At 42.3% G+C, this 24,656-nt stretch carries 19 protein-coding genes; 12 read left to right on the top strand and 7 right to left on the bottom strand.

The annotated features are described in order from the left end of the window. Positions 1-237: 237 nt before the first annotated feature. On the top strand, positions 238-1,173 hold the full coding sequence (locus AACS98_RS11715; protein WP_066379951.1) for an alpha/beta fold hydrolase: 936 nt from the start codon (positions 238-240) through the stop codon (positions 1,171-1,173). Positions 1,174-1,521: 348 nt separating this feature from the next. Here AACS98_RS11715 and AACS98_RS11710 read toward each other — a convergent pair whose 3' ends face one another. Then, positions 1,522-2,592, bottom strand: coding sequence for an anthranilate phosphoribosyltransferase family protein (locus AACS98_RS11710; protein WP_066379948.1), 1,071 nt, complete (start codon positions 2,590-2,592; stop codon positions 1,522-1,524). Between the two features lie 141 nt (positions 2,593-2,733). Here AACS98_RS11710 and AACS98_RS11705 point away from each other — a divergent pair, with 141 nt between their 5' ends. Then, complete coding sequence (locus tag AACS98_RS11705) at positions 2,734-4,026, top strand: RNA-guided endonuclease InsQ/TnpB family protein (RefSeq protein ID WP_066379945.1); 1,293 nt, start codon at positions 2,734-2,736, stop codon at positions 4,024-4,026. A gap of 147 nt (positions 4,027-4,173) precedes the next feature. Here the strand turns inward: AACS98_RS11705 and AACS98_RS11700 are convergent, their stop codons facing one another. From AACS98_RS11700 to AACS98_RS11685, 4 genes are all read right to left on the bottom strand, one after another. Next, positions 4,174-5,115, bottom strand: a complete 942-nt coding sequence (locus tag AACS98_RS11700; RefSeq protein ID WP_066379942.1) for a LysR family transcriptional regulator — start codon at positions 5,113-5,115, stop codon at positions 4,174-4,176. Positions 5,116-5,800: 685 nt separating this feature from the next. Beyond that, positions 5,801-6,019 carry a hypothetical protein gene (locus tag AACS98_RS11695; protein WP_066379940.1) on the bottom strand — a complete coding sequence of 73 codons (219 nt, stop codon included), beginning with the start codon at positions 6,017-6,019 and terminating at the stop codon, positions 5,801-5,803. A gap of 321 nt (positions 6,020-6,340) precedes the next feature. Further along, on the bottom strand, positions 6,341-7,552 hold the full coding sequence (locus tag AACS98_RS11690; RefSeq protein WP_066379938.1) for a HEAT repeat domain-containing protein: 1,212 nt from the start codon (positions 7,550-7,552) through the stop codon (positions 6,341-6,343). Positions 7,553-7,656: 104 nt separating this feature from the next. Beyond that, a complete protein-coding gene (locus AACS98_RS11685) occupies positions 7,657-8,082 on the bottom strand; it encodes a QcrA and Rieske domain-containing protein (protein ID WP_066379935.1) in 426 nt (141 codons plus the stop codon). A 516-nt stretch (positions 8,083-8,598) separates the two neighbouring features. Here AACS98_RS11685 and AACS98_RS11680 point away from each other — a divergent pair. The 10 genes from AACS98_RS11680 (at position 8,599) to AACS98_RS11635 (ending at position 21,965) form a co-directional block, all read left to right on the top strand. Continuing rightward, positions 8,599-10,203, top strand: coding sequence for a ferredoxin--nitrite reductase (locus tag AACS98_RS11680; protein ID WP_066380087.1), 1,605 nt, complete (start codon positions 8,599-8,601; stop codon positions 10,201-10,203). Between the two features lie 98 nt (positions 10,204-10,301). Beyond that, positions 10,302-11,627, top strand: a complete 1,326-nt coding sequence (locus tag AACS98_RS11675) for a CmpA/NrtA family ABC transporter substrate-binding protein (RefSeq protein ID WP_066379932.1) — start codon at positions 10,302-10,304, stop codon at positions 11,625-11,627. Between the two features lie 77 nt (positions 11,628-11,704). Continuing rightward, a complete protein-coding gene (ntrB, locus tag AACS98_RS11670) occupies positions 11,705-12,544 on the top strand; it encodes a nitrate ABC transporter permease (RefSeq protein WP_066379928.1) in 840 nt (279 codons plus the stop codon). A 104-nt stretch (positions 12,545-12,648) separates the two neighbouring features. Further along, positions 12,649-14,625: an ABC transporter ATP-binding/substrate-binding protein gene (locus AACS98_RS11665; RefSeq protein WP_066379927.1), complete on the top strand. Its 1,977-nt coding sequence runs from the start codon at positions 12,649-12,651 to the stop codon at positions 14,623-14,625. A gap of 220 nt (positions 14,626-14,845) precedes the next feature. Further along, the gene (locus AACS98_RS11660) at positions 14,846-15,682 is read left to right on the top strand and encodes a nitrate ABC transporter ATP-binding protein (RefSeq protein WP_066379923.1); all 837 of its coding nucleotides are present in this window, start codon (positions 14,846-14,848) and stop codon (positions 15,680-15,682) included. 111 nt (positions 15,683-15,793) lie between these two features. Further along, the gene (locus AACS98_RS11655) at positions 15,794-17,983 is read left to right on the top strand and encodes a molybdopterin oxidoreductase family protein (RefSeq protein WP_066379918.1); all 2,190 of its coding nucleotides are present in this window, start codon (positions 15,794-15,796) and stop codon (positions 17,981-17,983) included. Positions 17,984-18,183: 200 nt separating this feature from the next. Continuing rightward, entirely contained in the window at positions 18,184-18,639 is a 456-nt protein-coding gene (locus AACS98_RS11650) for a phosphate-starvation-inducible PsiE family protein (RefSeq protein ID WP_066379917.1), read from the top strand. Between the two features lie 293 nt (positions 18,640-18,932). After that, positions 18,933-19,394: a nitrate reductase associated protein gene (locus tag AACS98_RS11645; protein WP_066379915.1), complete on the top strand. Its 462-nt coding sequence runs from the start codon at positions 18,933-18,935 to the stop codon at positions 19,392-19,394. A gap of 166 nt (positions 19,395-19,560) precedes the next feature. Beyond that, a complete protein-coding gene (locus AACS98_RS11640) occupies positions 19,561-20,160 on the top strand; it encodes a DJ-1/PfpI family protein (protein WP_066379914.1) in 600 nt (199 codons plus the stop codon). A gap of 464 nt (positions 20,161-20,624) precedes the next feature. Next, on the top strand, positions 20,625-21,965 hold the full coding sequence (locus AACS98_RS11635) for a PrsW family glutamic-type intramembrane protease (RefSeq protein ID WP_066379912.1): 1,341 nt from the start codon (positions 20,625-20,627) through the stop codon (positions 21,963-21,965). A 288-nt stretch (positions 21,966-22,253) separates the two neighbouring features. On the opposite strand, the gene AACS98_RS11630 is transcribed toward AACS98_RS11635, so the two are convergent. Both AACS98_RS11630 and AACS98_RS11625 read right to left on the bottom strand, forming a co-directional pair. After that, the gene (locus AACS98_RS11630) at positions 22,254-22,901 is read right to left on the bottom strand and encodes a hypothetical protein (RefSeq protein WP_066379911.1); all 648 of its coding nucleotides are present in this window, start codon (positions 22,899-22,901) and stop codon (positions 22,254-22,256) included. 119 nt (positions 22,902-23,020) lie between these two features. Then, the gene (locus AACS98_RS11625) at positions 23,021-24,607 is read right to left on the bottom strand and encodes a CHAT domain-containing protein (protein WP_066379909.1); all 1,587 of its coding nucleotides are present in this window, start codon (positions 24,605-24,607) and stop codon (positions 23,021-23,023) included. Between the last annotated feature and the right edge of the window lie 49 nt (positions 24,608-24,656).

The following is a 24,656-nucleotide window of genomic DNA, read 5'->3' as shown; positions in this document are numbered from 1 at the left end:
CTTTATTTTTTGGTGCGTAACTAGGTGATTATTCGGTAACTTGATTGAGCCTTAATCTGACGCTGGCCAGAGGTGTCAAAATTATCAGTTAGTGGATAATAGCAATTGTGGGAAATATAAATAAGACTTAGTTGTGCTTCAAAAGTCAAGATGCTTTTGTTTGTATTTATTGATGATTTTGAAGTCGAACAACTGTCACCTGCGCTGAGAAACCATAATCATCGATAACATAGGCTTATGTTTCAGCCACAGGGATTTGAACAACGTTCTATCATTACCTCCCTAGGTAAGATGGTGTATTATACTGCCACTGGTTCACTTTGGCAGGACAACAGAAGCGCACAATCAAACCAAGAAACTTTGGTATTTCTTCATGGTTTTGGTGGTGGGTCTTCATCTTATGAGTGGTCTAAGGTTTATCCGGCTTTTGCGGCTAATTATCGCATTCTCGCCCCAGATTTAATTGGATGGGGTCAGTCGGAACATCCAGCGAGGAATTACAAGATTGAGGATTATTTGACGGTAATTCGAGAGTTTGTTGAGCAAACTTGTACAGGGCCAGTGACAGCGATCGCTTCTTCTCTGACAGCAGCGTTTACAATTCGAGTAGCTATCACCCATCCCCATCTATTCAAGTCTTTAATTCTCGTCACACCAGCCGGACTGTCTGACTTTGGTGAGGACTACTCCCGCAGTTGGTTTGCTCAGATTATTAGTGTTCCTGTTCTCGACCGTTTCTTATATAGCACTGGTGTTGCTACTAGCGGCGGTATCCGTAGTTTCTTAGAACAACGGCAATTTGCCCAATCTAACCGTATCTATGAGGAAATTGTGGCAGCTTATCTAGAATCTGCCCAACAGCCTAATGCTGAATATGCAGCCCTGTCTTTTGTTCGGGGTGACTTGTGCTTTGATTTATCCCTCTACATCCAACAGTTAACCACACCAACGGCAATTATTTGGGGGCAGAAGTCCCAATTTACGGGGCCAGACATTGGCCGCCGTCTAGCAGAGAAGAATCCTCAAGCTATCCGTATTTTCCAACCTCTGGAAGATGTAGGACTGACACCGCAGTTGGAACTCCCCGCCGTGACAATCGGACTAATTCACCGATTTTTGCCTTTGCTGACTGACACCAGAATTCAGCAGACAGTTGTGACGATTCACGGATAAAAGGGAACAGGGAACAGGGAACAGGGAACAGGGAACAGGGAACAGGGAACAGGGAATAGGGAATAGGGAATAAAAATAAAGGCGGGAAAATTCCCGCCTCTTGATTGTTAACACACATCTTGCACCTGTTCCTTAATGATAATTTTTGTAGGGTGGGCATTGCTTGCAAGTTGTTCAAACCCTTAATTTTAGGTTGTTGGCAGTGCATCGCCTTACGCTTATTGAGAATGGTGCAAGATATGACTTAAGCTAAATTTTACAAAAATTAAAATTATTTTGACCACCTCGCCCTAGAAGTGTTAAGTATGGGGATGGGAGTGTTGCCTGTTGTCCGTTCCCTGTTCCCTTTTAAAAAAGCTGAAAGGTTTTTCCTGAAACTGTGTTAATTACCTGAGTGAGTTGTTCGAGTTTGTGGGCGACTATTCCACTAGATAATAATTCTTCCGCTTTGGCTATACCTGATTGCATATCATCACAAATCCCACTCCGCCAAAGATAAAATCCGCCATTCCATAAGGCTGTTTGCAGTAGTTCGCTAGGTTTACCAGCTAACACGCCCTGAATTTGAGCTAGTAATTCTTCGGTAGTTGTCAGGGGGACGTTTTTAGTAGTAAACCCGTAATCATGGGGTGAGAGAAGTAATCTTTGGATTTCTGGGGATGCTTGAGATAGGGCAATGATGGCTGTGCGATCGCGCGGTAAATCACTACTACCTTCTAATCCCTTGACTAAGGTAAATTTGCTGACTCCCCGCAGTCTCAAGGCTACTTGAAACATTGCTTCTGTGGGCGGATGCACAAACCCCGCTACTATATGAGCATCCCCAGCATAAGGACACCAAATTAATTCCATTGTCGCTAAGGGGGGACGTTTGCCTAATTGCTCCCGGTATTCCCAAAGACTTTGAGTTAAGGGAAAATGCTGAGGCGGATAAACAAAGCCGATGCCTGTTTCCTCGAAGACTTCTTGGGTGTGTGCCAATAATAGGTTAGTCCAATCAATGCCTAACCCTTGCCAAATATCTACTAATGGTAAACCGTATTTTGTCGGGAGGCGATCGCCTCCGTGCATCACTACTGGTTGTCCGACGGCAGCCAGCATCAGGGCGATTATCGGGCTAATTGGTGCTGTACGGGTTCTACCATCATAAGGTTGACCAAAAACTATGACTGGATGTGTAGAGGTGATTGGTTGCAGTTTTGGCCCCAGTTCCTCGTAAGCATCCAACATTCCCGCTAATTCTTCTCCTGTGGGGCGTTTGATGCGGTGGGCAATTAAAAACGCACCAATTTGGGCTGGTGTAGCTTCACCTAATAACATCATTTTAGTGGCGGTGGCTGCTTCCGCACGAGTTAAACTCTCACCTGTATGGTTGCCACTGCCTACCTTTTTCAGCAATTCCCTGAATAAAATACTCATCAGAAACCTCACGGGAGTTTGGAAACCACTGGCTAGAAGCCAGTGGAGGAAAAACGACACGGTGGGATTTATCCCACAGTTTTTCTTGTTGAATAGACAACAATTTCGCTGTAATCTTCTAGATGTAGCGAAAATTGTTTTATGTATCTGACGCAAAAGAACCAAATCAGAGAACTGAATAAGTCTGAATTTGTTGCTCTCTTGCAGTTGTGCCGACTGAGTAAAAATCTCTATAACGTAGGTTTGTACACAGTGCGGCAATACTTCTTTCAGGAACATAAACACTTACGTTATGAATCTGCCTACCATCTGTGCAAAATGAATGAGAATTACAAGTTTCTCAATACAGACATTGCACAGCAAACATTGAAAGTGGTAGACAGAACCTTTAAAAGCTTCTACGGATTGATTAGTGCAGTCAAAAGCGGAAGTTATCAACAAAAAGTGAAGCTTCCTAATTACCTGCCTAAAGATGGTTATTTCTTGCTGATAATTCCCAGAATTGTTGTTAAGGATGGGAAATTTAGAGTTCCCATGTCCAATGCTTTTAGAAAGCAATTTGGAGAAATCTGGATTCCGTTCCCAAAAAGACTTAACATCAATCAAATTAAGGAAGTCAGGATTCATCCAAAATACAATGCTAGATATTTTGAGGTTGAATTTATCAGCGAAATTGAACCAGAACCCATAGAAATCAAATCCGACGATGCTCTCAGTATTGATTTGGGAGTCGATAATCTCGCAGCTTGTGTTGATACCAATGGGGCATCCTTTCTTGTGGATGGTAAACCAATTAAAGCTATTAACCAGTGGTTCAACAAGCGTAATGCCCAATTGCAATCTGTTAAAGATAGGCAAGGAATTAAAAATATCACCAATCAACAGGTGAAACTTTTGGCAAAACGTAATAACCAAGTTAGAGATTACCTGAACAAAACAGCACGATTTATTATCAATCACTGCATCCATAATCAGATTGCTAACTTGATTGTTGGGTATAACCCTGGCATCAAGCAGGAAATCAATATTGGTGGACGCAATAACCAAAACTTTGTCCAGATACCTTTTCACAGCTTGCGTTTCAAATTGAAAGCAATGTGTGAAAGGTATGGCTTGAAATACATTGAACAGGAAGAATCGTACACCAGCAAGGCTAGTGCCGTCGATGGTGATGAAATACCTGTTTACAATGCTGACAATCCCAAAGAATACCAGTTTTCTGGTAAACGAATTAAACGGGGATTGTATAGGACAAAGAATGGACATTTAGTTAACAGCGACTTGAATGGTTCGCTTAACATTGGAATTAAAAGTAAGCACAAAGGTTTTACCAGAGTGTCTAGAGGGTCTTTGACTGCCCCAAGAAGGTTTAATCTTCTTAAATTAGAGAAGTGGAGAATGGTGGCTTTAGTCCCATTCGGAACAACTTCTTAGAATCCCCTGGCTTGACATTAAAAACGAGCAAAGCGAGTTTTTAATAGCCAGGGGAGGGTCAAATAAGTCAATAGTCAATGGTCAAGAGTCAACAGTCAAGTTTGAAACTGGGGACTTTTAACTGTGGACATTTGACTAATGATAACTTTATGAGGCCGATCGCTGTTGGTGAAATTGGGGAGGGATATTTTCTCGTACCAGTTGCCAAAAATGTTTAATTGGCGGAATTTGTAATCTGTCTTGAGTAGTTACCATCACTACCCGACGAGTTAAGTTAGAACCATCAGAGGTTGAACCACTACCCGCCAAAGGGCGAACTGCTAAAGTAGGATCAAGGCGTGCTTCGACTAATGCCGAATTCGGTAGTAAAGCGATTAATTCACCTTGGCGCACTACTCCCCGAAACGCATCTAGGGTATTGACTTCTAAGGCTGCTTGTAGGGTAGCTTCTAAGCGTTCAAATTTCTCTTGAATCAGCCGTTGCATCCCATACCCATCTTTAAATACTACTTGGGGATAACGCACTAACTCCGACCAAGGCACAAATTCATGCTGGGCTAGGGGATGGTTAGCTGCAATCAAGACTTCGATTGGTTCATCATAAAGCACTTCTACCACCATCTCCCTACCAGTGGTGAGAAAGCGGTTATTCATGACTATTGCTAAATCTACTAAACCATCTTTCAGGACTTTCAAGGCGCGATCGCTTCCCAAAGATGTTACCCGCAACTGCACATCGGGATAGTCACGACAAAATTTTTGTAATATCGGTGGTAAGTAAGAACCACATAGGGAATGAATAGCCGCAACACATAATTCTGGCTGCTTTCCCGCCACTAAATCTGTTAACTCTTGGGTGGCAGTCTCCCATTCTTGACAAATTTTCCGGGCGCGAGGTAACAAGCGTTCACCCCCTAAAGTCAGCTTGGCGTGATTGCTTCTATGAAACAATTCCACACCCAAATCAGCCTCCAATGATTGGATTTGGCGGCTAATCGTCGATTGGGTGACACCACATTTTTGTGCTGCTTTTTGGAAGCTGCCTGTTTCTGCGATCGCCAGAAACGCTTGCAACTGTTCTAGTCGCATGGTATGTGTAGCCTGAATTACATTTATGGCTTTTATTTAAGTTAACGGATTTTTATCAAAAATTTAGTCAACTTTGATACAGCTTTTCTTGTCCATTTATATCTTATATCATGTCCGTTTGAATAGTTATCATATCTGATGGGGTAGGGAACTCTTAACAGGGAACAAGAAAAGAGAAAAGGGAAAAGATCAGCATCGAAAACTTATCATAAGTAATTAGCCGGACATGATATTACAGCACAAGTGAAGCCGAGTTAGCTACACCAAACTTTAGTGGATGTCTAGGTGAACTAGGCTGCATTCGCCATCAGAAAAAGTATATTAATTTTTTGTACAATTTATTACTATTTATCCAATTGGCTGCTTGTGTACTGATGATGCTCAATCAATGCGCTGCAAAACTAAAACCTTTGTTAATAAGTAGAACAGCGTCAATAATTAAAGGTTTGTAGTCAGGACTTTAGTCCTAAAATCAGGACTTTAGTCCTTACCACGAAATCGATTTCTATAAGTTTACATCACTTAACATAGTTATATTTATAAATTCTATTTAAACCGAAATTCTCATGTTTAACTCATCTAGAAGTCCGGTTTAATTCAGTGATTAACAGAAGACACAGAACAAGGGTTGAGGAAGATGGGATTTTTCCACAATCAAATAGTAGCCCTTTAGTTTGGCATATTATTAACTAAAGGTAGGAAATCCAGCACCGGGTTGATTTGGAGGCACTAAGTTGTCTATTCTGCCAATTTCTTCTAATTTTGGAGGTTCATAAACCTGTGCTTGGGGACTTTTTGCTGATTCAGCCTTACTTTTATCATCGTTTTGATCAACATTATCTGATCCCTCTGACCACAATAAAAGTAATATACTGTACAAGATAATAATTAATTCATTGGACATAATTATCTTTGATACACCATAAAAGTAAATTAGATTGTATCAAATTAAAACTAATAGTTCCGTTTTTTACGATAATGTTACGTAAAAAAATGGTTCTTAAGCATTTGATTGCTAAAAGATAACTTTTAAATCTCAAAAAATTAGATTAGGACTTATGCAAGTGTCACATTACAAATGTCTTGTAGGTGCGACAGACTGTTTAAATACTGTTAATAAACATATTTTTGATGTCTGACACACCCTACTAAATATGCCAGTTGTGTAAGTTCTATAATTGATCCCACTGATGCGGCAAAGAAGTATTGTTAACTGCTGGACAAATTACTGATAAATAACATCAAGTTTTGTCAGTGCAGCGATCGCATGGAGTCGGACAAATTCATCGGTATCATCCAGCATTTGGGTTAAAAGTGGAGTAGCTTGCAGACAACCCAGATGTCCTAAAGATAAAGCGATCGCACTTTTAACACTGTTAATTTTTGTCGCTGGATGTGGAGATGACAGGAGATTTAACAGAATGGCTGTAGCTGCGGTGGTTAATTCTGGCTTTTGGACTCGTCCCAGAACGGTGACAATTTCCTGCCATAATGTTTCTGAGGTCGTGTGATTTAATGCCTGTTGTAAACATTCCAAACCAGATAATGTTTCCACCCAAATCAAAGCGCGGATAATTTCCAGTTGTAGGGGAATTGGTGTATGGGGTGAAACCAGAACTGTAAACAATTGCTTCACAGCAGCATCGCCACCCATGCGCGCCAGGGCAACTGCGGCTGTACAGCACACCTCAATATTCAAGTCATACAGTTTGGCTTGTAGTCGCGTGACTAAATCAAGTTCTGCACATAAGTCTGGGCGATAACCTAAACCTTGGATGGCAACACGCCTGACAGCAGGTGCTACATCATCTAAGCTTGTTAATAGTATAGGTGGTACACGTTGGTCATGAAAACTGCTGAGGGCTTCAATGGCTGCTGTACGTACTGCTGCTTGGGAATCTTCTACTACAGTTAATAGGGGTGTGATAGTGTCTGAGGTGCGAATATAGGCGAGCGATCGCACTGCCAAAAGTCTTGTATGATCACAGGAGAGCATTTGAGTCAGTACGGGAATAGCCACAGTACCCATTTGTCCTAAAGCTGTAGCGGCGATCGCTTGAAGTTCCTCATCCTGACTAGCTTGAAATAATTCCACTAAAGCATGAATTGCATCTGGATGCTGTAATTCACCCAAAATTCTGGCGGCAAACCAGCGTAATTCATCCTCTGCATCTTCATCTTTTAAAATGGCAATCAATGACGGAATGGCTTTACTTCCTAATTGAGTCAGCACCTTGGCAACATCCCAACGCTGTTGAAAATCTCCCATCTCCAAAATTGCCAGTGCTAATTCTAAAATATTGTTTGAATTAGCTGTTGCGGAATCTTGAGAGTCATTCGCCAACATCAACTCCAGTAAATCTTGAATTAGCGATGACAAATCAGCCGCATCATCAGCTGCTTGTGCTTGCATCGAAATCTGCCCGATATTGTTCACAATAGCTTACTTAAATGTTGAGTTTTGTTAATTCTGAAGACTCCAGCTAAGTAAATAAGCATTGAGAAACAGACGCAATCATCACTACTTATTGCTGACTGAGACTAGATTGGCTTAACTACAACTGAACTGCCCTCAATCTTGGCGGCGTAAGTTTTGAGTGGCTTGGTAGCTGGGTCTTTTTGTACTGTACCATCAACTCCATATTCTGCACCATGACAAGGACAGACAAATTTTTGAGATGCTGCTTGCCATGCCACCGTACAACCTTGATGGGTACAGGTGGGATTTACAGCAATCAGATTTTTAGCTGTAGATGTACCTACGACTAACACAGCAGCAGCCGGTGAGTCATTAACAAGTAATTGCCCCGCTTTGTCTAATTCAGCCACAGTACCGACTGTTTGCCAATCATTTGTAGCTGAAGTTGTCGGTGTGGTGTTGTTAGAAGTACAAGCGGCAATAGCCACAGGTAAGCTACTCGCTATCCAACCCAAACCCACCCAATTTATAAAATCACGACGTTTCATAGTTATTAGTTATTAGTCATTAGTTATTAGTCATTAGTTATTAGCTTTTCTCCCCCTGTTTCCTCTGCTTCTTTATACTGAGAATGGGGATGTTATGCAAAAAACGCATAAATAGAATTTATTTTCAGCATTATTACTAAAATTTTGTAGCTAGTTATACGATTTTATCGTAAATCCCAACATAACCTTATAAGTATGGAAATTGTTACATAAACATTCACACCAACAACTTGACAAAATCAGCCAATGTAAAAGATTACAAATTCGTTCAGTGAAAAACAGGCGGCACCCTGCGAGTTAATTACAAATCACAAACAGTTTAATTTTGAATTTGATAGCAACGACAATCACTAAGTTGCAAATCAATTTCTGTAAACCGCTTTTGCGGAAAACTATTCAGGTATAAATCAATATTTATTTTTCAGATTAAACCTCGTAAAACTACGAGTCGATTGATATTGGGCAGAAACCTGAACAGGTTCTTAGTGGATGAGCAATGATAACAAGAGTCAACTTATGACGGATATAGCAACTACCAGCAAAACCAGTCTGAATAAGTTTGAGAAATTCAAAGCCGAAAAAGATGGGCTAGCTATCAAGGAGGAAATCGAAAAAATTGCCGCCTTGGGGTGGGAAGCAATGGACGCAACAGACAGAGATCATCGACTGAAGTGGGTGGGTGTATTTTTTCGTCCAGTGACTCCCGGTAAGTTCATGATGCGGATGCGGATGCCGAATGGTATTATCAACAGCGAGCAGATGCGTGCGTTAGCCGAGGTAGTGCAACGTTACGGAGATGATGGCAACGCTGATATTACCACCAGACAGAATATTCAATTGCGAGGCATCCGAATTGAAGACTTACCTGATATCTTCAATAAATTTCATGCTGTTGGTTTAACCAGCGTTCAATCAGGGATGGACAACATCCGCAACATTACAGGTGATCCGGTGGCGGGTTTGGATGCAGATGAGTTGTATGACACCCGCGAATTGGTGCAACAAATTCAAGATATGTTCACCAACAAAGGGCAAGGCAACCGAGAATTTAGTAACCTGCCACGTAAATTTAATATAGCGATCGCAGGTGGACGAGACAATTCTGTTCATGCAGAAATAAACGATTTAGCATTCGTGCCAGCGTTTAAGGAAGGGACTGGGGACTGGGGACTGGGGACTGGGCAAGATTTTTCTCAATCGCCAATCTTCGGTTTTAACATCCTAGTTGGAGGCTTCTTTTCTGCCAAACGTTGTGAGGCGGCAATTCCTCTGAATGCTTGGGTGACTCCAGAAGAAGTAGTACCTGTATGTAAAGCGATTTTGGAAGTTTACCGAGACAATGGCTTAAGGGCTAATCGCCTCAAATCTCGGCTGATGTGGCTAATTGATGAATGGGGTATAGAGAAATTTCGTCTAGAGGTGGAGAAGCGTTTGGGTAAATCCTTGTTACCCGCCGCACCCAAAGACGAAATCGACTGGGAAAAACGCGATCACATCGGAGTTTATCAACAAAAGCAATCGGGATTAAACTATGTAGGTTTGCACATCCCTGTGGGTAGGTTGTATGCCGAAGATATGTTTGAACTGGCGCGGTTAGCGGATGTTTATGGCAGTGGAGAAATCCGGTTAACTGTAGAACAGAACGTGATTATTCCCAATATTCCAGACTCGCGGTTGAGGACATTATTCATCGATCCTTTACTAGAGAGGTTTTCTATTGATCCTGGTTTATTAGGGCGATCGCTCGTTTCCTGCACAGGCGCACAGTTTTGCAACTTCGCCCTCATCGAAACCAAAAACCGCGCCCTCAACATCATCAAAGCCTTAGAAACAGAATTAACATTCACTCACCCAGTCCGCATTCACTGGACAGGTTGCCCCAACTCTTGCGGACAACCCCAAGTTGCAGACATCGGCCTCATGGGAACTAAAGCCCGTAAAAATGGCAAAGCTGTAGAAGGCGTTGACATTTATATGGGTGGCAAAGTCGGTAAAGACGCAAAATTAGGTAACTGCGTTCAAAAAGCGATACCCTGCGAAGACTTACAGCCAGTATTACGAGACTTACTCATTCAACACTTCGGCGCAAAAGCCAAGCAAGAAGCCCTGATCACTAACTAGAAAGGGGAGCAGGGGAGCAGAGGCAGCAGCACAAGAAAAACTTTTACCCAGTCCCCAATCCCCAGTCCCTACTTAATAAACAACTAACACAGAACAAAATGACTAACTTTTCCAGAAGAAAATTTATTTTCACTACAGGCGCGGCGGCGGCAGCTTCTATTTTGGCTCATGGTTGCACCTCAAATAATTCCAACTCAGCTACTACAGGTGAGTCAGCACCCTCAGCAAATCCAGCCGCCAACGTTTCGACAGTAGCTAACGCACCAAAGGTAGAAACCACTAAAGCCAAACTCGGATTTATCGCCCTCACGGATGCTGCACCCCTGATTATTGCCAAAGAAAAAGGCTTCTTTGCTAAGTATGGGATGACGGATGTTGAAGTCATTAAACAAAAATCTTGGCCTGTCACCCGTGATAACTTGAAAATTGGTTCAGCCGGTGGCGGTATTGATGGCGCGCATATCCTCAGCCCCATGCCTTACCTGATTACTATTAACGACCAAGTGCCAATGTATATTTTGGCACGACTAAATACAAACGGTCAGGGTATTTCTGTCGCTAACAAGTTTAAAGAACTGCAAGTTAATCTCCAAAGCAAAACCCTAAAAGAAGCCGCAGATAAAGCCAAAGCCGATAAAAAAGCATTAAAAGTAGGTATGACTTTTCCCGGTGGAACTCATGATTTATGGATACGTTACTGGCTAGCGGCTGGTGGTATCAATCCTGACCAAGATGTAGTTTTAGAACCTGTGCCACCACCACAAATGGTAGCCAACATGAAAGTTGGTACTGTTGATGCTTTCTGTGTCGGAGAACCCTGGAATGCTCAATTAGTTAGCCAAAAATTAGGTTATTCCGCCCTAGTCACCGGAGAGTTATGGAATAACCACCCAGAAAAAGCCTTTGCCATGCGAAAAGATTGGGTTGATCAAAATCCCAACGCTGCACAAGCGATGTTAATGGCAGTTCTAGAAGCTCAACAATGGTGCGAAAAACAAGAAAACAAAGAGGAAATGTGTAAAATTTGCGCTGATCGTAAATATTTTAACGTTGCAGCCGCAGATATTGTCGAAAGGTCTAAAGGTAATATTGACTATGGTGATGGACGCACCGAAAAAGAATTTGCTTATCGCATGAAGTTCTGGGCTGATAATGCTTCCTATCCCTACAAGAGCCATGATATTTGGTTTTTAACTGAAAATATTCGTTGGGGTTATCTGCCAAAAGATACCAAAATCAAGGAAATGGTTGAGCAAGTAAATAGAGAAGATTTGTGGAAACAAGCAGCTAAGGCAATTGGTGTAGCTGATGCGGAAATTCCTACTAGCATTTCTCGCGGGGTTGAAACTTTCTTTGATGGCGTAAAATTTGACCCGGAAAACCCAGAAGCATATTTACAAAGCTTGAAAATCAAGAAACTGTAATTAGTGGTGGGTGGCGTGCCGCCCCTCCTATCCTTTCCAGACAAACTACTGTAAAAATTACGGAATAAATAGAAAGTATGGCTGCTGTTTTAGGAAGTCGGAAGCTGAGAAAAAAAACTCGCAATCATCTTAATAAATTTGTTTTTAATAAAGTTGTGCCGCCCTTGGTAGCATTAGGAATTTTTCTAGTGCTTTGGCAATTGCTTTGTTTAAATCCTAGCTTTGAGTTACCAGGGCCAATTGAAACTTTTTCCGAAACTTTCGACCCATTTATTATTCATCCATTTTTTGATAATGGTGAAAGTGATAAGGGTTTAGGTTGGCAGATACTTAGTAGTTTGGGTAGGGTTGGTTTAGGCTTTTCATTAGCGGCGATCGCTGGGATTATTTTAGGGATTTTAATCGGCGCAAATCAATTAGTTTACAACGCTGTAGACCCGCTATTTCAAGTCTTGCGGACTGTTCCGCCTCTAGCATGGCTACCTATTTCTTTAGCAGCATTTCAACAGGCTAATCCTTCAGCCATTTTCGTAATTTTTATTACTTCAATCTGGCCGATTATTATCAACACTACAGTCGGTGTTCAACAAATTCCTCAAGACTATATCAATGTGGCGAGAGTTCTAAAACTCAATGGTGTAAAGTATTTCTTGAAAATTGTTTTTCCTGCCACGGTTCCTTATATTTTTACTGGTTTGAGAATTGGGATTGGTTTGTCTTGGTTGGCAATTGTGGCGGCGGAAATGTTAGTCGGTGGTGTGGGGATTGGTTCGTTTATTTGGGATGCTTACAATACGAGTACGGAAACTAATTTGAGTGAGATTATTTTGGCTCTGATTTATGTCGGTTTGGTGGGTTTGTTGTTAGATAAATTGGTGGGTTTTATTGCTAGTAAGGTTGTGGTTGAGCAGAAGTAAGTTAAGAGTTAAACGCGGAGGGGCGCGGAGGAGAAAAACTCATGACTAATGACTAATGACTAAGGACTAATGACTAAGGACTAATGACTAAGGACTAAGGACTAATGGCTACTTTTGTTGAGGTTGATCACGTTGATCGTGTATTTGATTTGCCTAGTGGTGGTAGATATATTGCTCTGAAAAATATTGAGTTGAAGATTAAGAAGGGGGAGTTTGTTTCTTTAATTGGTCATTCTGGTTGTGGTAAGTCTACTCTGCTGAATATTATTGCGGGTTTGGATAGAGCTAGTATTGGCGGTGTGACTTTGGAAGGACGGGAAATTCGTGATCCTAGTCCTGATAGGATGGTGGTGTTTCAAAATTATTCGTTGCTTCCTTGGTTGACTGTTAGAGAAAATATTGCGCTGGCTGTGGATGAGGTTTATTCAGGTAAGCCTAAAGGTGAGCGTCGGGGCATTGTTGAAGAACATATTGATATGGTGGGGCTGCGTCCTGCGGCTAATAAGCGTCCGAAGGCTTTGTCTGGGGGGATGAAACAACGGGTAGCGATCGCCCGCGCTTTGGCTACTCGTCCGAAGTTGTTACTGTTAGATGAACCTTTTGGGGCTTTGGATGCTTTGACACGGGGAAGTTTGCAGGAACAATTGATGAGAATCTGCAATGAACATCAGGTTACTTGTGTGATGGTGACTCATGATGTGGATGAGGCTTTGTTGTTGAGCGATCGCGTTGTGATGTTGACTAACGGGCCAGAAGCTCATATTGGACAAATTCTGGAAGTGCCTATTCCCCGTCCCCGTCAGCGTTTGGAGGTCGTTAAGCATCCCAGTTACTACAATCTCCGAAATGAAATTATTTATTTCCTCAATCAGCAAAAGCTAGCAAAGAAACGTCAAACTCAGCGTTTAGTCACCTCTCATGCCAGCACAGCCAAAGCTGTCCTAGAAATTGGCTTTATGCCCTTAACTGATGCTGCGCCTTTAATTGTTGCTCAAGAAAAAGGTTTTTTTGCCAAGTACGGCTTAGATAATGTTGTCCTCACTAAAGCTCACAGTTGGCAGGAAATCACCAACGATGTTGTCAGTGGCAGATTAGATGCAGCCCAGATGTTAGCAGGAATGCCCCTGTTACTGACGTTAGGTGCTGGTGATCAAGCGTCAATTCCTGTAGTTAACGCCCTCAATCTCTCTCGCAATGCTAACGCCATCACTTTTAGTAAAAGATTATATAACCAAGGTGTGCGGAGTCTGACTGACTTAAAAGCAGCGATTAAGGCTACTCCTGACCAAATTCTCACTTTGGGTGTAGTGCATCCAGCTTCAATGCAAAACTTAATTCTGCGTTACTGGTTAGCGGCTGGTGGTATAGATCCCGATAGAGATATTAGTCTGAAAGTGATTCCACCTACACAAATGGTTGCCCAACTCGAAGCCGGATATATTGACGGTTACTGTGCAGGAGAACCTTGGAACTATCAAGCTGTCCATCAAGACTTGGGTTTTGTGGCAGCTACAGCTTTAGATATTTGGTCAGGACAGCCAAAGCAAGTTTTGGGAGTACGGGAAGAATGGGCGCAAAAGTACCCAGACACCTATTTAGCTTTAATTAAAGCACTTCTGGAAGCTTGCAAATACTGTGACGACCTCCGCCACCGAAAAGAAATTTTAGAATTACTCTGCCGTCCTGAGTACCTAGACGTAAATCCTGCATACATTCGTCCTGGTTTCATAGATCCTTATGATCGTGGTGACGGTCAACCACCCCAAGAACTTACAGCTTACAACCAGTTTTATCTTAATAAAACCAACTACCCCAACCGCACAGAAATCTTATGGATGCTTACCCAGCTAGCACGCTGGAGTATCACACCTTTCCCGAAAAACTGGCTAGAAGTAATTGAACGAGTATGTCGTACAGACATCTTTGGCGCAGCTGCCCGTGACCTCGGTTTACTCGACATCGGCGAAGACAACCCCATTCATCTATTTGACGGTAAACTTTTTAACCCCTCAGAACCCCTAGAATACCTCAAAAGCCTAGAAATCAAACATCAAATCCGAGTAGAAGAAGTATTTATTTAGTCATTAGTTATTAGTCATTGGTCATTAGTCATTAGTTACTTTCTCCCTCATCCCCCTCTCTGCGCGACGGACACTTTGCTCTCTTCCCTACGGGACGCTACGCGAACGAGACGCTTCACTACGTGAGGCTGCGCCAACGCGAACAAGTCGGCAAAGCCGCCCACGCAAGTGTCCTCCTCTGCGCCTCTGCGTGAGTAAATCCTAAACATTTCACAAAACCATGCAAATAATCAACAGAAACACCCAAAACAAAAAAAATTACACCCCCAAAGCCGATAACTTCCTAGTAATTGAAGGTGTCACCAAAATCTACCCCACCCCCGAAGGCCCTTACACCGTACTAGATGGAATCGACCTGAGAGTGCGTGAAGGTGAATTTATTTGCTTAATTGGTCACTCTGGCTGTGGTAAATCAACCTTACTCAACATGATTTCTGGGTTTAACACTCCCACCGATGGCGTAGTCATGCTGCAAGACCAACCCATCACCGAACCAGGCCCAGATAGGATGATGGTATTTCAAAACTATTGCTTACTGCCGTGGCTGAGTGTATTTGAAAATGTCTATCTAGCGGTAGATGCAGTTTTCCCCAACAAACCCACAGCCGAAAAACGCGCCATTGTCAGAGAACATTTAGCAATGGTGGGACTGACAGAAGCCGCAGAAAAGAAACCTCACCAAATATCTGGCGGCATGAAACAAAGAGTGGCGATCGCCCGCGCCCTTTCCATCCGTCCCCAAGTCTTAATTCTCGATGAACCCTTCGGCGCATTAGACGCAATCACCAAAGAAGAATTACAAGAAGAACTCTTACAAATTTGCAGCAATCATCAACTCACCGTCCTGATGATTACCCATGACATCGATGAAGCCCTATTCCTCGCCGACAGAGTAGTAATGATGACAAACGGCCCCGCCGCACAAATCGGCGAAATCCTAGACATTCCCTTCGCCCGTCCCCGCAACCGTCGCCGCATCATGGAAGATCCAGAATACTACAACCTGCGAAACTACGCCCTAGATTTCCTCTATCGCCGATTTGCACACGACGAATAATCAATAATTTTTCTCCTTTACACAGTTTGTAGTGAGGACTTTAGTCCTCAAAACCATGAAGACTAAAGTCTTCACTACGAACCTTGAGATAATTAGCGATCGCCAATTACAATGACCGAATCTACCAAAACCCTATGCCCTTACTGTGGTGTTGGCTGTGGTTTAGAAGTATCCCCCCCAGCACAACCTCATAAAACCACTAATTCAGATAACCAAAATCCTATTTGGCGAGTTCGCGGTGATAAGTCCCACCCATCGAGTCAGGGTATGGTTTGCGTTAAAGGTGCAACCATCGCCGAATCTTTAGATAAAAATAGACTACATTACCCAATGGTGCGGGACTCTTTAGATCAAGAGTTCCGGCAAGTTAGTTGGGATGAAGCTTTTAATATCATCACCCAACGCATACAAACTGTTTGCTTAACTCAAGGTTCAGCAGCTATATGTATGTATGGTTCTGGACAATTCCAAACCGAGGACTATTACACCGCCCAAAAACTTTTAAAAGGTTGTTTAGGAACTAACAATTTTGATGCTAACTCGCGGTTATGTATGTCCAGTGCGGTGGCTGGATACATCCAAAGTTTTGGCTCAGATGGCCCTCCCTGCTGTTATGAAGATTTAGAATTAACTGACTGTGCATTTTTAATTGGCACCAATGCCGCCGAATGTCACCCTATCGTTTTTAACCGACTGGAGAAATACCACAGAAAAAACCGGCAGGTAAAAATGATTGTGGTTGATCCTCGTCGCACACCTACCGCCGAAGCCGCAGATTTACATTTAGCAATTCGTCCCGGCACAGATATTGATTTATTAAATGGCATCGCCCATTTATTGATGCGTTGGAATTTAATTGATCTAGGATTTATTGACGACTGTACCAGTAATTTTTCCGCCTATGCTGAGGTAATTCGTCACTATTCGCCGGAAGTGGTAGCCCGTCAATGTGGTATCAGCATTGCAGATTTAGAAACCGCCGCCCGTTATTGGGGTGAATCTGGGCGTGTGTTATCTTTGTGGTCGATGGGTGTTAATCAATCAACTGAAGGCACAGCCAAAGTTAGAACTCTTATTAATCTACACCTGATGACCGGACAAATCGGTAAACCAGGGGCGGGGCCTTTTTCTTTAACAGGCCAACCTAATGCAATGGGAGGAAGGGAAGCGGGCGGTTTAGCCCATTTATTACCCGGTTATCGCTTGGTGAAAAATCCCCAACACCGTGCAGAGGTAGAGGACTTTTGGCAACTGAAACGAGGACAAATTTCTCCCCATGCCGGTTTGACTGCGTGGGAGATGATTACAGGTTTAGAAACTGGGATTGTAGGCTTGTTGTGGATTGCGGCTACTAACCCTGCTGTTAGTATGCCAGATTTGGAACGGACAAAGAAAGCGTTATTGCGATCGCCTTTCACGATTTACCAAGATGCTTATTACCCCACGGAAACCTCAGCTTACGCCCATGTTCTTTTACCGGCGGCACAGTGGAGTGAAAAAACTGGCGTAATGACTAATTCTGAACGCCGAGTTACTTTGTGTTCAGCATTCCGCCAACCACCTCACCAAGCAAAAGCTGACTGGGAAATTTTCGCGGAAGTCGGACGCAGGTTAGGTTTTGCGGACAAGTTCGCCTTTAATAATTCTGCGGAAGTTTACGCCGAGTTTGTCCAACTCACTAGGGGGCGTGTTTGTGATCTGTCTGGTATCAGTCACGAACAGTTACGTACAGAAGGCGCGACTCAATGGCCTCATCCTCAAGTGGGGACTGGGGATCAGACTAACGGTTCTAAAAGACTTTATACTGATTTGCGCTTTCCTACTTCTGATGGTCGTGCCAAGTTTGCCGCTTATTATTCTCAAGGTTTAGCTGAACCACCAGACCCAGATTATCCTTTTGTGTTAACGACTGGGCGACTTTATGGACATTGGCATACCCAAACGCGCACAGGCAGAATTGCCAAAATTCGCTCTATGCACCCAGAACCATTTATGGAAATTCACCCTCGTGATGCGGCTAAGTTAGGAATTACTGACAATCAGATGATTGAAGTGCGATCGCGTCGTGGTGAAGCTATGTTTAAAGCAAAAGTGACTCAGGCGATCGCACCCGGTACAGTTTTTGTCCCCATGCACTGGGGTAAACTCTGGGCAGACAATGCCGAAGCTAACGCCCTCACCCATCCCGAAGCTTGTCCCGACTCACTACAACCAGAATTAAAAGCCTGTGCTGTACAACTCACACCCGTCTGTCTAGAAACTACAGCTAAAAATTCTCAACTTCTTTCCTCCCAATGGTAAGCTACTCAATAGTTATTTGATTCATAGACTTTAGTCAATATTTACCATTATGACTTTCGATGTACTAACATTGACGATCAGCAAGATAAGATAATTTCAATATACCAATCACATATCAATGTTTAATCCTCTAGAGTTATCTACAGGATTTTTATTTTGTTTTTTGTAGTTTTGAGCTTGCGTGAAATTAGGTAAAGTTAATGAGAAAGCTAATCAGAAGATTGTTTGGATTTACTAGCGATGAAAGTTTTATGCACGCGATTGAAAATATTGAAGTGATAGTTTCCAAAATTCTATCTATTTTTATGGTGGTAGTCATTTTGGTGGCAATTGTGGATTTAGGAACTTTTATAGTTAAAGAAATCTTAACTCCACCCTACGGTGTAATTAACACAACACTGTTTAAAGTTTTTGGGTTATTTTTAAATGTATTAATTGCTCTAGAGATATTAGAAAATATTACAGCTTATTTAAAAAAACACGTCTTTCAAGTAGAATTAGTAATTGTTACCTCATTAATTGCTGTAGCCAGAAAAATCATTATTTTGGATTTAGAAAAAGTCCAAGGAATTGATATCATTGGTTTAGGAACTGCTATTTTAGCTCTATCTATTAGTTATTTAATCATTCGTTATAGTAATAAAGATAGACGTTAAAGTTGGGTAAATTTAGATGCTAATTTAATTTAGTGTAGACGTTGCACTGCAACGTTTATATATCAACGAATTTCAGTTAAAGGTTATAAACTGAGAACAGTTCGTAAGTAAGTAGGCTTAATTAATTGTTAGATAGTCGAACAGGCTAGAAGCCTGTTGACGGGCGGCCCATCCCACATTTTATATTTAATTGCAACCAGCTACTTAGTCAGGACTTGACTCTTTAGAACATCAGGACTAAAGTCCTGACTACAAACCAGCATAGCTCATCGATAATTTTGACAATCTGAATTATGACAACTTTTTTTGAATTTGAAACGGATTTTGTGGATTCTCTACGTTGTATTCCGATGCAGGTACGTTATAATCTCGACACCTGCGGGATTAAACTAAAATTATCAGATTGGAATCAGATGACTCAAGCTGAACGTGAAACTTTAGTCAGCTTACCTTGTACAACAGCAGCAGAAATTCAAGCTTACCAAGAATATCTCCAGCAATTAATTATAGAACGCACCGGTACACCTGCGGCAACATTACCAATAGACCCGAAACCCGCATGGTTAGACTCTGACAATGTGCCAGTCACACTGCAAGAGAAAGCCCAAGAAATCGGTATTACTATCACTCTCTCACAGTGGCAAAATTTAACGCCTTTGCAGCGTTTTGCGTTGCTTAAACTGAGTCGTCCCGGACACGAAAACAAAAATTTTCCGCGTGCGATCGCAGAGTTTAATTTAGTCAATAGTCAATAGTCATTAGTCATTAGTCATTGCTTATTAGTTAGAGTCCATAAAAATTTCTGATATGTAAAAATTAGCAAATTAAATAGGTATAACCCATCCTGGTCGAATAATATCTCCTTAAAATGATGATGAATTAAAGACAGGTACTTAACAAATTTACCCAGGATATAACTATATGGCTGCTAAGAAAATTTTAATGCTGGTTGGTGACTATGTAGAAGACTACGAGGTGATGGTTCCCTTCCAAGCTTTGCAAATGGTAGGACATACCGTTGATGCAGTTTGTCCAGACAAGCAAGCTGGCGAAAAAGTGCGGACAGCAGTTCATGACTTTGAGGGAGATCAGACTTATAGTGAAAAACCCGGCCACAATTTCAGCCTTAACGCCACCTTTGCTGACATCAAAGCCGAAAACTACGATGCTTTAGTTATCCCTGGTGGACGCGCACCCGAATATATCCGCTTAAATCAAAAAGTTTTAGAAATTACCCGTCATTTTGCTGAACATCATAAACCTATCGCTGCGATTTGCCACGGTTTGCAGTTATTAGCGGCGGCGGATGTGCTGCGGGGTAAAAACTGTACTGCTTACCCAGCTTGTGGCCCCGATGTACGGAGTGCTGGCGGTAACTACGTACAAATTCCCGTAGATGAAGCGATAGTTGATGGTAATTTAGTCACAGCACCAGCTTGGCCAGCGCATCCCCGTTGGTTAGCAGAATTTCTCAAGGTGCTAGGAACTAAAGTTGAGCATCCAGAAGTCGCTAAAGTTTAATCTGTTCGTAGTAAGGACTTCAGTCCTTACTACAAACCTGAAATTATTTACGCCGACCTACTTGATCAAAATAATTAATGAAGCCTGATTTTATCCTTTCTTCTGCCTTATATTGAAGTTTGGTACATAAAACTGTAAATTTGTTCATATCTGTACATATTATTTGACACTCCTCGTCCTAAAGTCCGAGGATTCTTGGTTCAGTCAATATCTATAAGACAGATAATCTAATTTAGATATTTGATGAACAAGGTACAAAAGATACTTTTTGTTGCCCAAATCATTGTGAGAATTGGGTGAAATAATTGGTTGCAAGAATTTTCAGTTTTGAGACAGCTAATATTGAATTGTTTCCCAGAGAGTAAAGCTATAGTGTACTTAGCAATGCTGCTGTTGGTGTGGCTGAGGATCAGTCCTAATGCCAAGGTATTTTATGGATTAGTTTGGAAAGACACTCTAACTCGATGACAGGCAAACACGCAAGACATAATGCTTTTCTGCGGCTAGTGTCTGGTAATGGAGGAGCATTTGGATCAGAATCTTGCTACTCGCTTACCAGTAAAGAGGTAGTAATTGGACGTGACCCCAGTTGCCAAGTTGTTTTGGATGCGATGATGTATAGGATGGTATCCCGTCGTCATGCTGTGGTGCGTCCCGTTGCTTCATCTGTAGATAATACAGTTAGCTGGGTACTGTGTGATTTAAATAGTGCTAATGGTACTTATTTAAATGGACAACGTTTGTATGGGTGTCAAGAACTGCACGCCGGCGATCGCATTGCTTTAGGCACTGACGGGCCACAATTTTTGTTTGAATATGCGATCGCGGCTCAACCTACAGTGATTACAAACCAAGTGGCACCCCTACCATCAGCGAAAAATTCTACTCCACAAAAGCCGGATTCCGTCAGCTTTACCCAACTGTTTCCGATTATTTCTACAGGTAAAGATTTAACCCGTAAAGCTTATCTTGTACCGGGAATTCTCACAGTTATATTTGTCGTGTTGATGTTTGCTACTGTCGGACAGCCGCAAGCTAATCAAGTCATAGTAGCCACTTACATCGCACTGGCAGCTTACTATTTTGTCTATCAACTGTGTGGTAAACCCAAACCTTGGTGGATACTCACCGGATCAGCTTTTTGTACCATCGTAATTTTACTCAGTCCCCTATTAAACTTATTTATCTTTATTTTTCGTGATCTTCTCCCCGGTAATGTCCCTCCGATAGATCAGCCTGTCAGCAGCCTCACAGAATTGTTTGTCAGGTACTTTTTTGGCGCGGGCTTGATGGAGGAATTACTCAAAGCTTTGCCGATACTGGGAACATATCTCATCGCTTTAGGTTTACCTTCTCCTTGGCGTGAACGTGTAGGAGTTTGGGAACCTTTAGACGGGATTCTCCTGGGAACGGCTTCTGCTGTTGGCTTTACTTTGGTGGAAACTTTGGGTCAATATGTCCCGGCGGTATCTCTCCAGGCGGGTTCGGAGGTGGGTTTACAAGTTCTCATTGCCCGGATTTTAGGCTTACCAGCCGGACACATGGCTTATAGTGGTTATTTGGGGTATTTTATCGGATTAGCTGCCCTCAAACCCCGTCATGCTAAACAAATTCTCGCCGTTGGCTATCTTAGCGCGGCGGCACTTCATGCTTTATGGAATACTGCCGGACACAGTAATAATCTACTCTTAGTTGTCGTCGGTGTCTTATCTTATGCTTTTTTGATGGCAGCAATTCTCAAGGCTAGGGCTTTATCTCCCACGCGAGCGCAAAATTTTGCAACTCGTTTTCTTGGGCCGAAGTAAAGATGACGGCTATTTACCTCTGAAGGTAGATAGCTTGTATTTTCAAATCAAATTATGCTTATTTAAACTGGGATAGCTATATCTAAAAAATGACCAAAAAATTGGCAAAACCGCAACCCAAGCTTCACCTGAGTAGGACATAATCCTGGGGATGGAGAATTTAGGATGAAGAGTTTTGATGAATCGCCTGTTTTAGCAGTCTCAAACAATCATCCTCACACCAATTGTGATTCCTGGTAATTTAAGTTATATCAAAGCCAAGCTGAGAAGAACAACAGAAAATATGAATCAGGCTTGTGTCTCTAATTCGTTAATTTCTTGGAGAGCATGGTAAGCGATCGCCATGCTCAATTTAGCTTGCTCGATTTCTGATAAAGCTGTCCAATCTTGATTTTCCAGATTGCTGATTACCGATGTTAAACTTTGCGGTTCACTGCTACGCATGGCATAGGCATAAGGACGAGCCAAGATTAATAAATCCTCTGCTGTCCATGAGGGTAGTACAGCCTGTACACATTCCACCAATTGTTCACCCATTGATTGTGGAGATGCCAACATTTGAGTTGCTTTGGTAGCGATAGCATTGAGCCAGTTTTGCGGTACGCCAGCAGCCACAACGTTAGTTAAATTTTTTTGCAGTCTGTCTACCAATGAGGCATTTGTATTACAATTGTAATATGAAGAATAACTAACCTGTGACCAGAGAGTATCTAGTTGGTGATAAAAAGCTGGTGATCTGCTAGTGATTTCCTCATCTAGCACATCTTGCAAAGCAAATTGCCGTTCTAATTCCTCAAAATATGCTTCTGATTGATTATCGGCTGGATTCCAAGGATAGGTAGCATCTTCTGCTTCTAATAAAGCTGATAATAATTCTAATTCCACTTGAGATGCTACAGCATAGTAAGCGTCTGAACTGTTAATCTGATGAGTCATGGATTGCTTCCTAGTGGATTAATTTAGGGACATTGACAGCTACACTTGTCAAATGCAAATTTCCGCAAAAAAGAAGTTTTTGATCAAAATTATTGCTGCCAATTTGACATAAGTTTTACTCAGGTTTGAGAGTCTTCGATAATAAACTCCCAAGTTTCACTTCTAGAACTACCAAACTTGAGTTGCATTCCCGATTTTAACGGGACTTCCTCTCGAAGTATTTGTTGCCAACCATTAGCACCTAAACACCAAGTTGTACCATAAGTAGAAAAATCTTGTAAATAATAAGTTCTGAGATTAGTAGTACCAGTAAAGGTGTTGCGACAGAGAATTTCGGCGTGTCGCTTAGAAACATAGGGTTCAGGGAGGACAATATCATTGTCTTTGGTGCGGCCAATGCGGGTGACACCGTTTCGTAACAACCAAGTACGACCACCGGGGGAAAGCGATCGCAAACAAGCAACTGGTGCGGGAGAATTCAAGAAAGGCATAGCAGTTTCTGGGATTTCTGTGACACCTTCCTCAACATCTTTAATCAGTTCACCTTCAAAATCTGGATGTAAATAGAGAACTGGTAAAGTCCAAGCCGGTTGATTGTATTTATATAGTGTTAACAGTTCTTGCCTAGCTTCTGCCACTGCTTCATCAATTGATTTGCGCGATCGCAAAGCTTTAGCAAATACTTGGATAAAACTGTGACTTTCATGGTCAGCAATTTCATCACGCATGCCCAAAACTGCCGGCACACCATGACGAATTAAAACTTCTGCCAAGCTACTAGCGGGGATAGCTTGATGATTAATCGCGGCTGGTTGCGCTCCCCAACAAGCATTAAAAACTGCTAATTTAACAGCACTCCGATTTAATACTTGGGCTAATTCTATACCATTGAGATTCATTCCTGGGCGTAAAACCAGTAATCCGCCATCGGGTGCTGGTAGACCATGACCAGCATAGAAAAACACGTTATAGACTTTAGTTTCTAACTCTTGAATTAACTCTTGGGGAGTTGGTTGTAGGAGTGTTTTGACACTACAAGGAGCATACCTTTGACCATAGCTACCTACCTGACCACCATTTAACAAGGTTTGTTCGAGGATAGCGGCTTCTTTTTGCAGTTGCAGGTTTTGATCGTAGCCCAAAACCAGGAGAATTTTCAGGGCTTGGTCGGTGTGTAAATCTGGAAGTGGTTCTACTTCGCTGGTGGTGCGGCTAAACAGTAAATCTGGCGACAGGGACATGGCGGGTTGACCGGGTTCCCGTTGCATAATTTCCCAAGGTAGGGCGATTAAATCTGGATCACGGATTTCTAAGCGAAAGCGTAGCCGTGTATTTTGACCCATTGCCATACCACGACTGCGTTCGAGACTACCGAGAATTGGCCCTTCAAATACCCAACGCCAGAGATTAATCCCTAAGTATTGCATTAATCGACTGCCGTAACCAGTAGCCTGACCAGAGGGGGGTGAGACTAAATTCATCGGGGCTTGGTTGACTGAGCGTTGGCTTGAGCCGGTGGAAATATTTATACCACTATGACCAGCAAACATTTGCTGCCATTCTTGCCAAACTTGAGTGAGTTCCACCGGCCATACACAGTCACGCAAAACATAGCCACTGGGATAGGGAGCCTTAACCACCCAAATGGCGAAACTATTATTGCCAGTATTGATGAGACGGGCGATCGCCAGGTTCAGGGATGGCATGGGTTGATGACACTAACGAGTGAACACAGATCATTTCCACCAATAATTT

The sequence above is a fragment of the Anabaena sp. CA = ATCC 33047 genome, from assembly GCF_963870205.1.
Lineage (GTDB): Bacteria > Cyanobacteriota > Cyanobacteriia > Cyanobacteriales > Nostocaceae > Trichormus.
Note: the sequence above shows the minus strand (reverse complement) of the source record. Positions and strands in the feature narration are given on the sequence as shown.

What these genes read in the sequence shown, in the direction of transcription:
- AACS98_RS11645 (WP_066379915.1), top strand. Translation starts at nt 18,933, where the DNA reads ATGACAACTTTTTTTGAATTTGAAACGGATTTTGTGGATTCTCTACGT.
- AACS98_RS11710 (WP_066379948.1), bottom strand. Translation starts at nt 2,592, where the DNA reads ATGAGTATTTTATTCAGGGAATTGCTGAAAAAGGTAGGCAGTGGCAAC.
- AACS98_RS11695 (WP_066379940.1), bottom strand. Translation starts at nt 6,019, where the DNA reads ATGTCCAATGAATTAATTATTATCTTGTACAGTATATTACTTTTATTG.
- AACS98_RS11665 (WP_066379927.1), top strand. Translation starts at nt 12,649, where the DNA reads ATGGCTACTTTTGTTGAGGTTGATCACGTTGATCGTGTATTTGATTTG.
- AACS98_RS11635 (WP_066379912.1), top strand. Translation starts at nt 20,625, where the DNA reads ATGACAGGCAAACACGCAAGACATAATGCTTTTCTGCGGCTAGTGTCT.
- AACS98_RS11685 (WP_066379935.1), bottom strand. Translation starts at nt 8,082, where the DNA reads ATGAAACGTCGTGATTTTATAAATTGGGTGGGTTTGGGTTGGATAGCG.
- AACS98_RS11625 (WP_066379909.1), bottom strand. Translation starts at nt 24,607, where the DNA reads ATGCCATCCCTGAACCTGGCGATCGCCCGTCTCATCAATACTGGCAAT.
- AACS98_RS11655 (WP_066379918.1), top strand. Translation starts at nt 15,794, where the DNA reads ATGACCGAATCTACCAAAACCCTATGCCCTTACTGTGGTGTTGGCTGT.
- AACS98_RS11715 (WP_066379951.1), top strand. Translation starts at nt 238, where the DNA reads ATGTTTCAGCCACAGGGATTTGAACAACGTTCTATCATTACCTCCCTA.
- AACS98_RS11630 (WP_066379911.1), bottom strand. Translation starts at nt 22,901, where the DNA reads ATGACTCATCAGATTAACAGTTCAGACGCTTACTATGCTGTAGCATCT.
- AACS98_RS11705 (WP_066379945.1), top strand. Translation starts at nt 2,734, where the DNA reads ATGTATCTGACGCAAAAGAACCAAATCAGAGAACTGAATAAGTCTGAA.
- AACS98_RS11660 (WP_066379923.1), top strand. Translation starts at nt 14,846, where the DNA reads ATGCAAATAATCAACAGAAACACCCAAAACAAAAAAAATTACACCCCC.
- AACS98_RS11680 (WP_066380087.1), top strand. Translation starts at nt 8,599, where the DNA reads ATGACGGATATAGCAACTACCAGCAAAACCAGTCTGAATAAGTTTGAG.
- AACS98_RS11675 (WP_066379932.1), top strand. Translation starts at nt 10,302, where the DNA reads ATGACTAACTTTTCCAGAAGAAAATTTATTTTCACTACAGGCGCGGCG.
- ntrB (WP_066379928.1), top strand. Translation starts at nt 11,705, where the DNA reads ATGGCTGCTGTTTTAGGAAGTCGGAAGCTGAGAAAAAAAACTCGCAAT.
- AACS98_RS11640 (WP_066379914.1), top strand. Translation starts at nt 19,561, where the DNA reads ATGGCTGCTAAGAAAATTTTAATGCTGGTTGGTGACTATGTAGAAGAC.
- AACS98_RS11650 (WP_066379917.1), top strand. Translation starts at nt 18,184, where the DNA reads ATGAGAAAGCTAATCAGAAGATTGTTTGGATTTACTAGCGATGAAAGT.
- AACS98_RS11700 (WP_066379942.1), bottom strand. Translation starts at nt 5,115, where the DNA reads ATGCGACTAGAACAGTTGCAAGCGTTTCTGGCGATCGCAGAAACAGGC.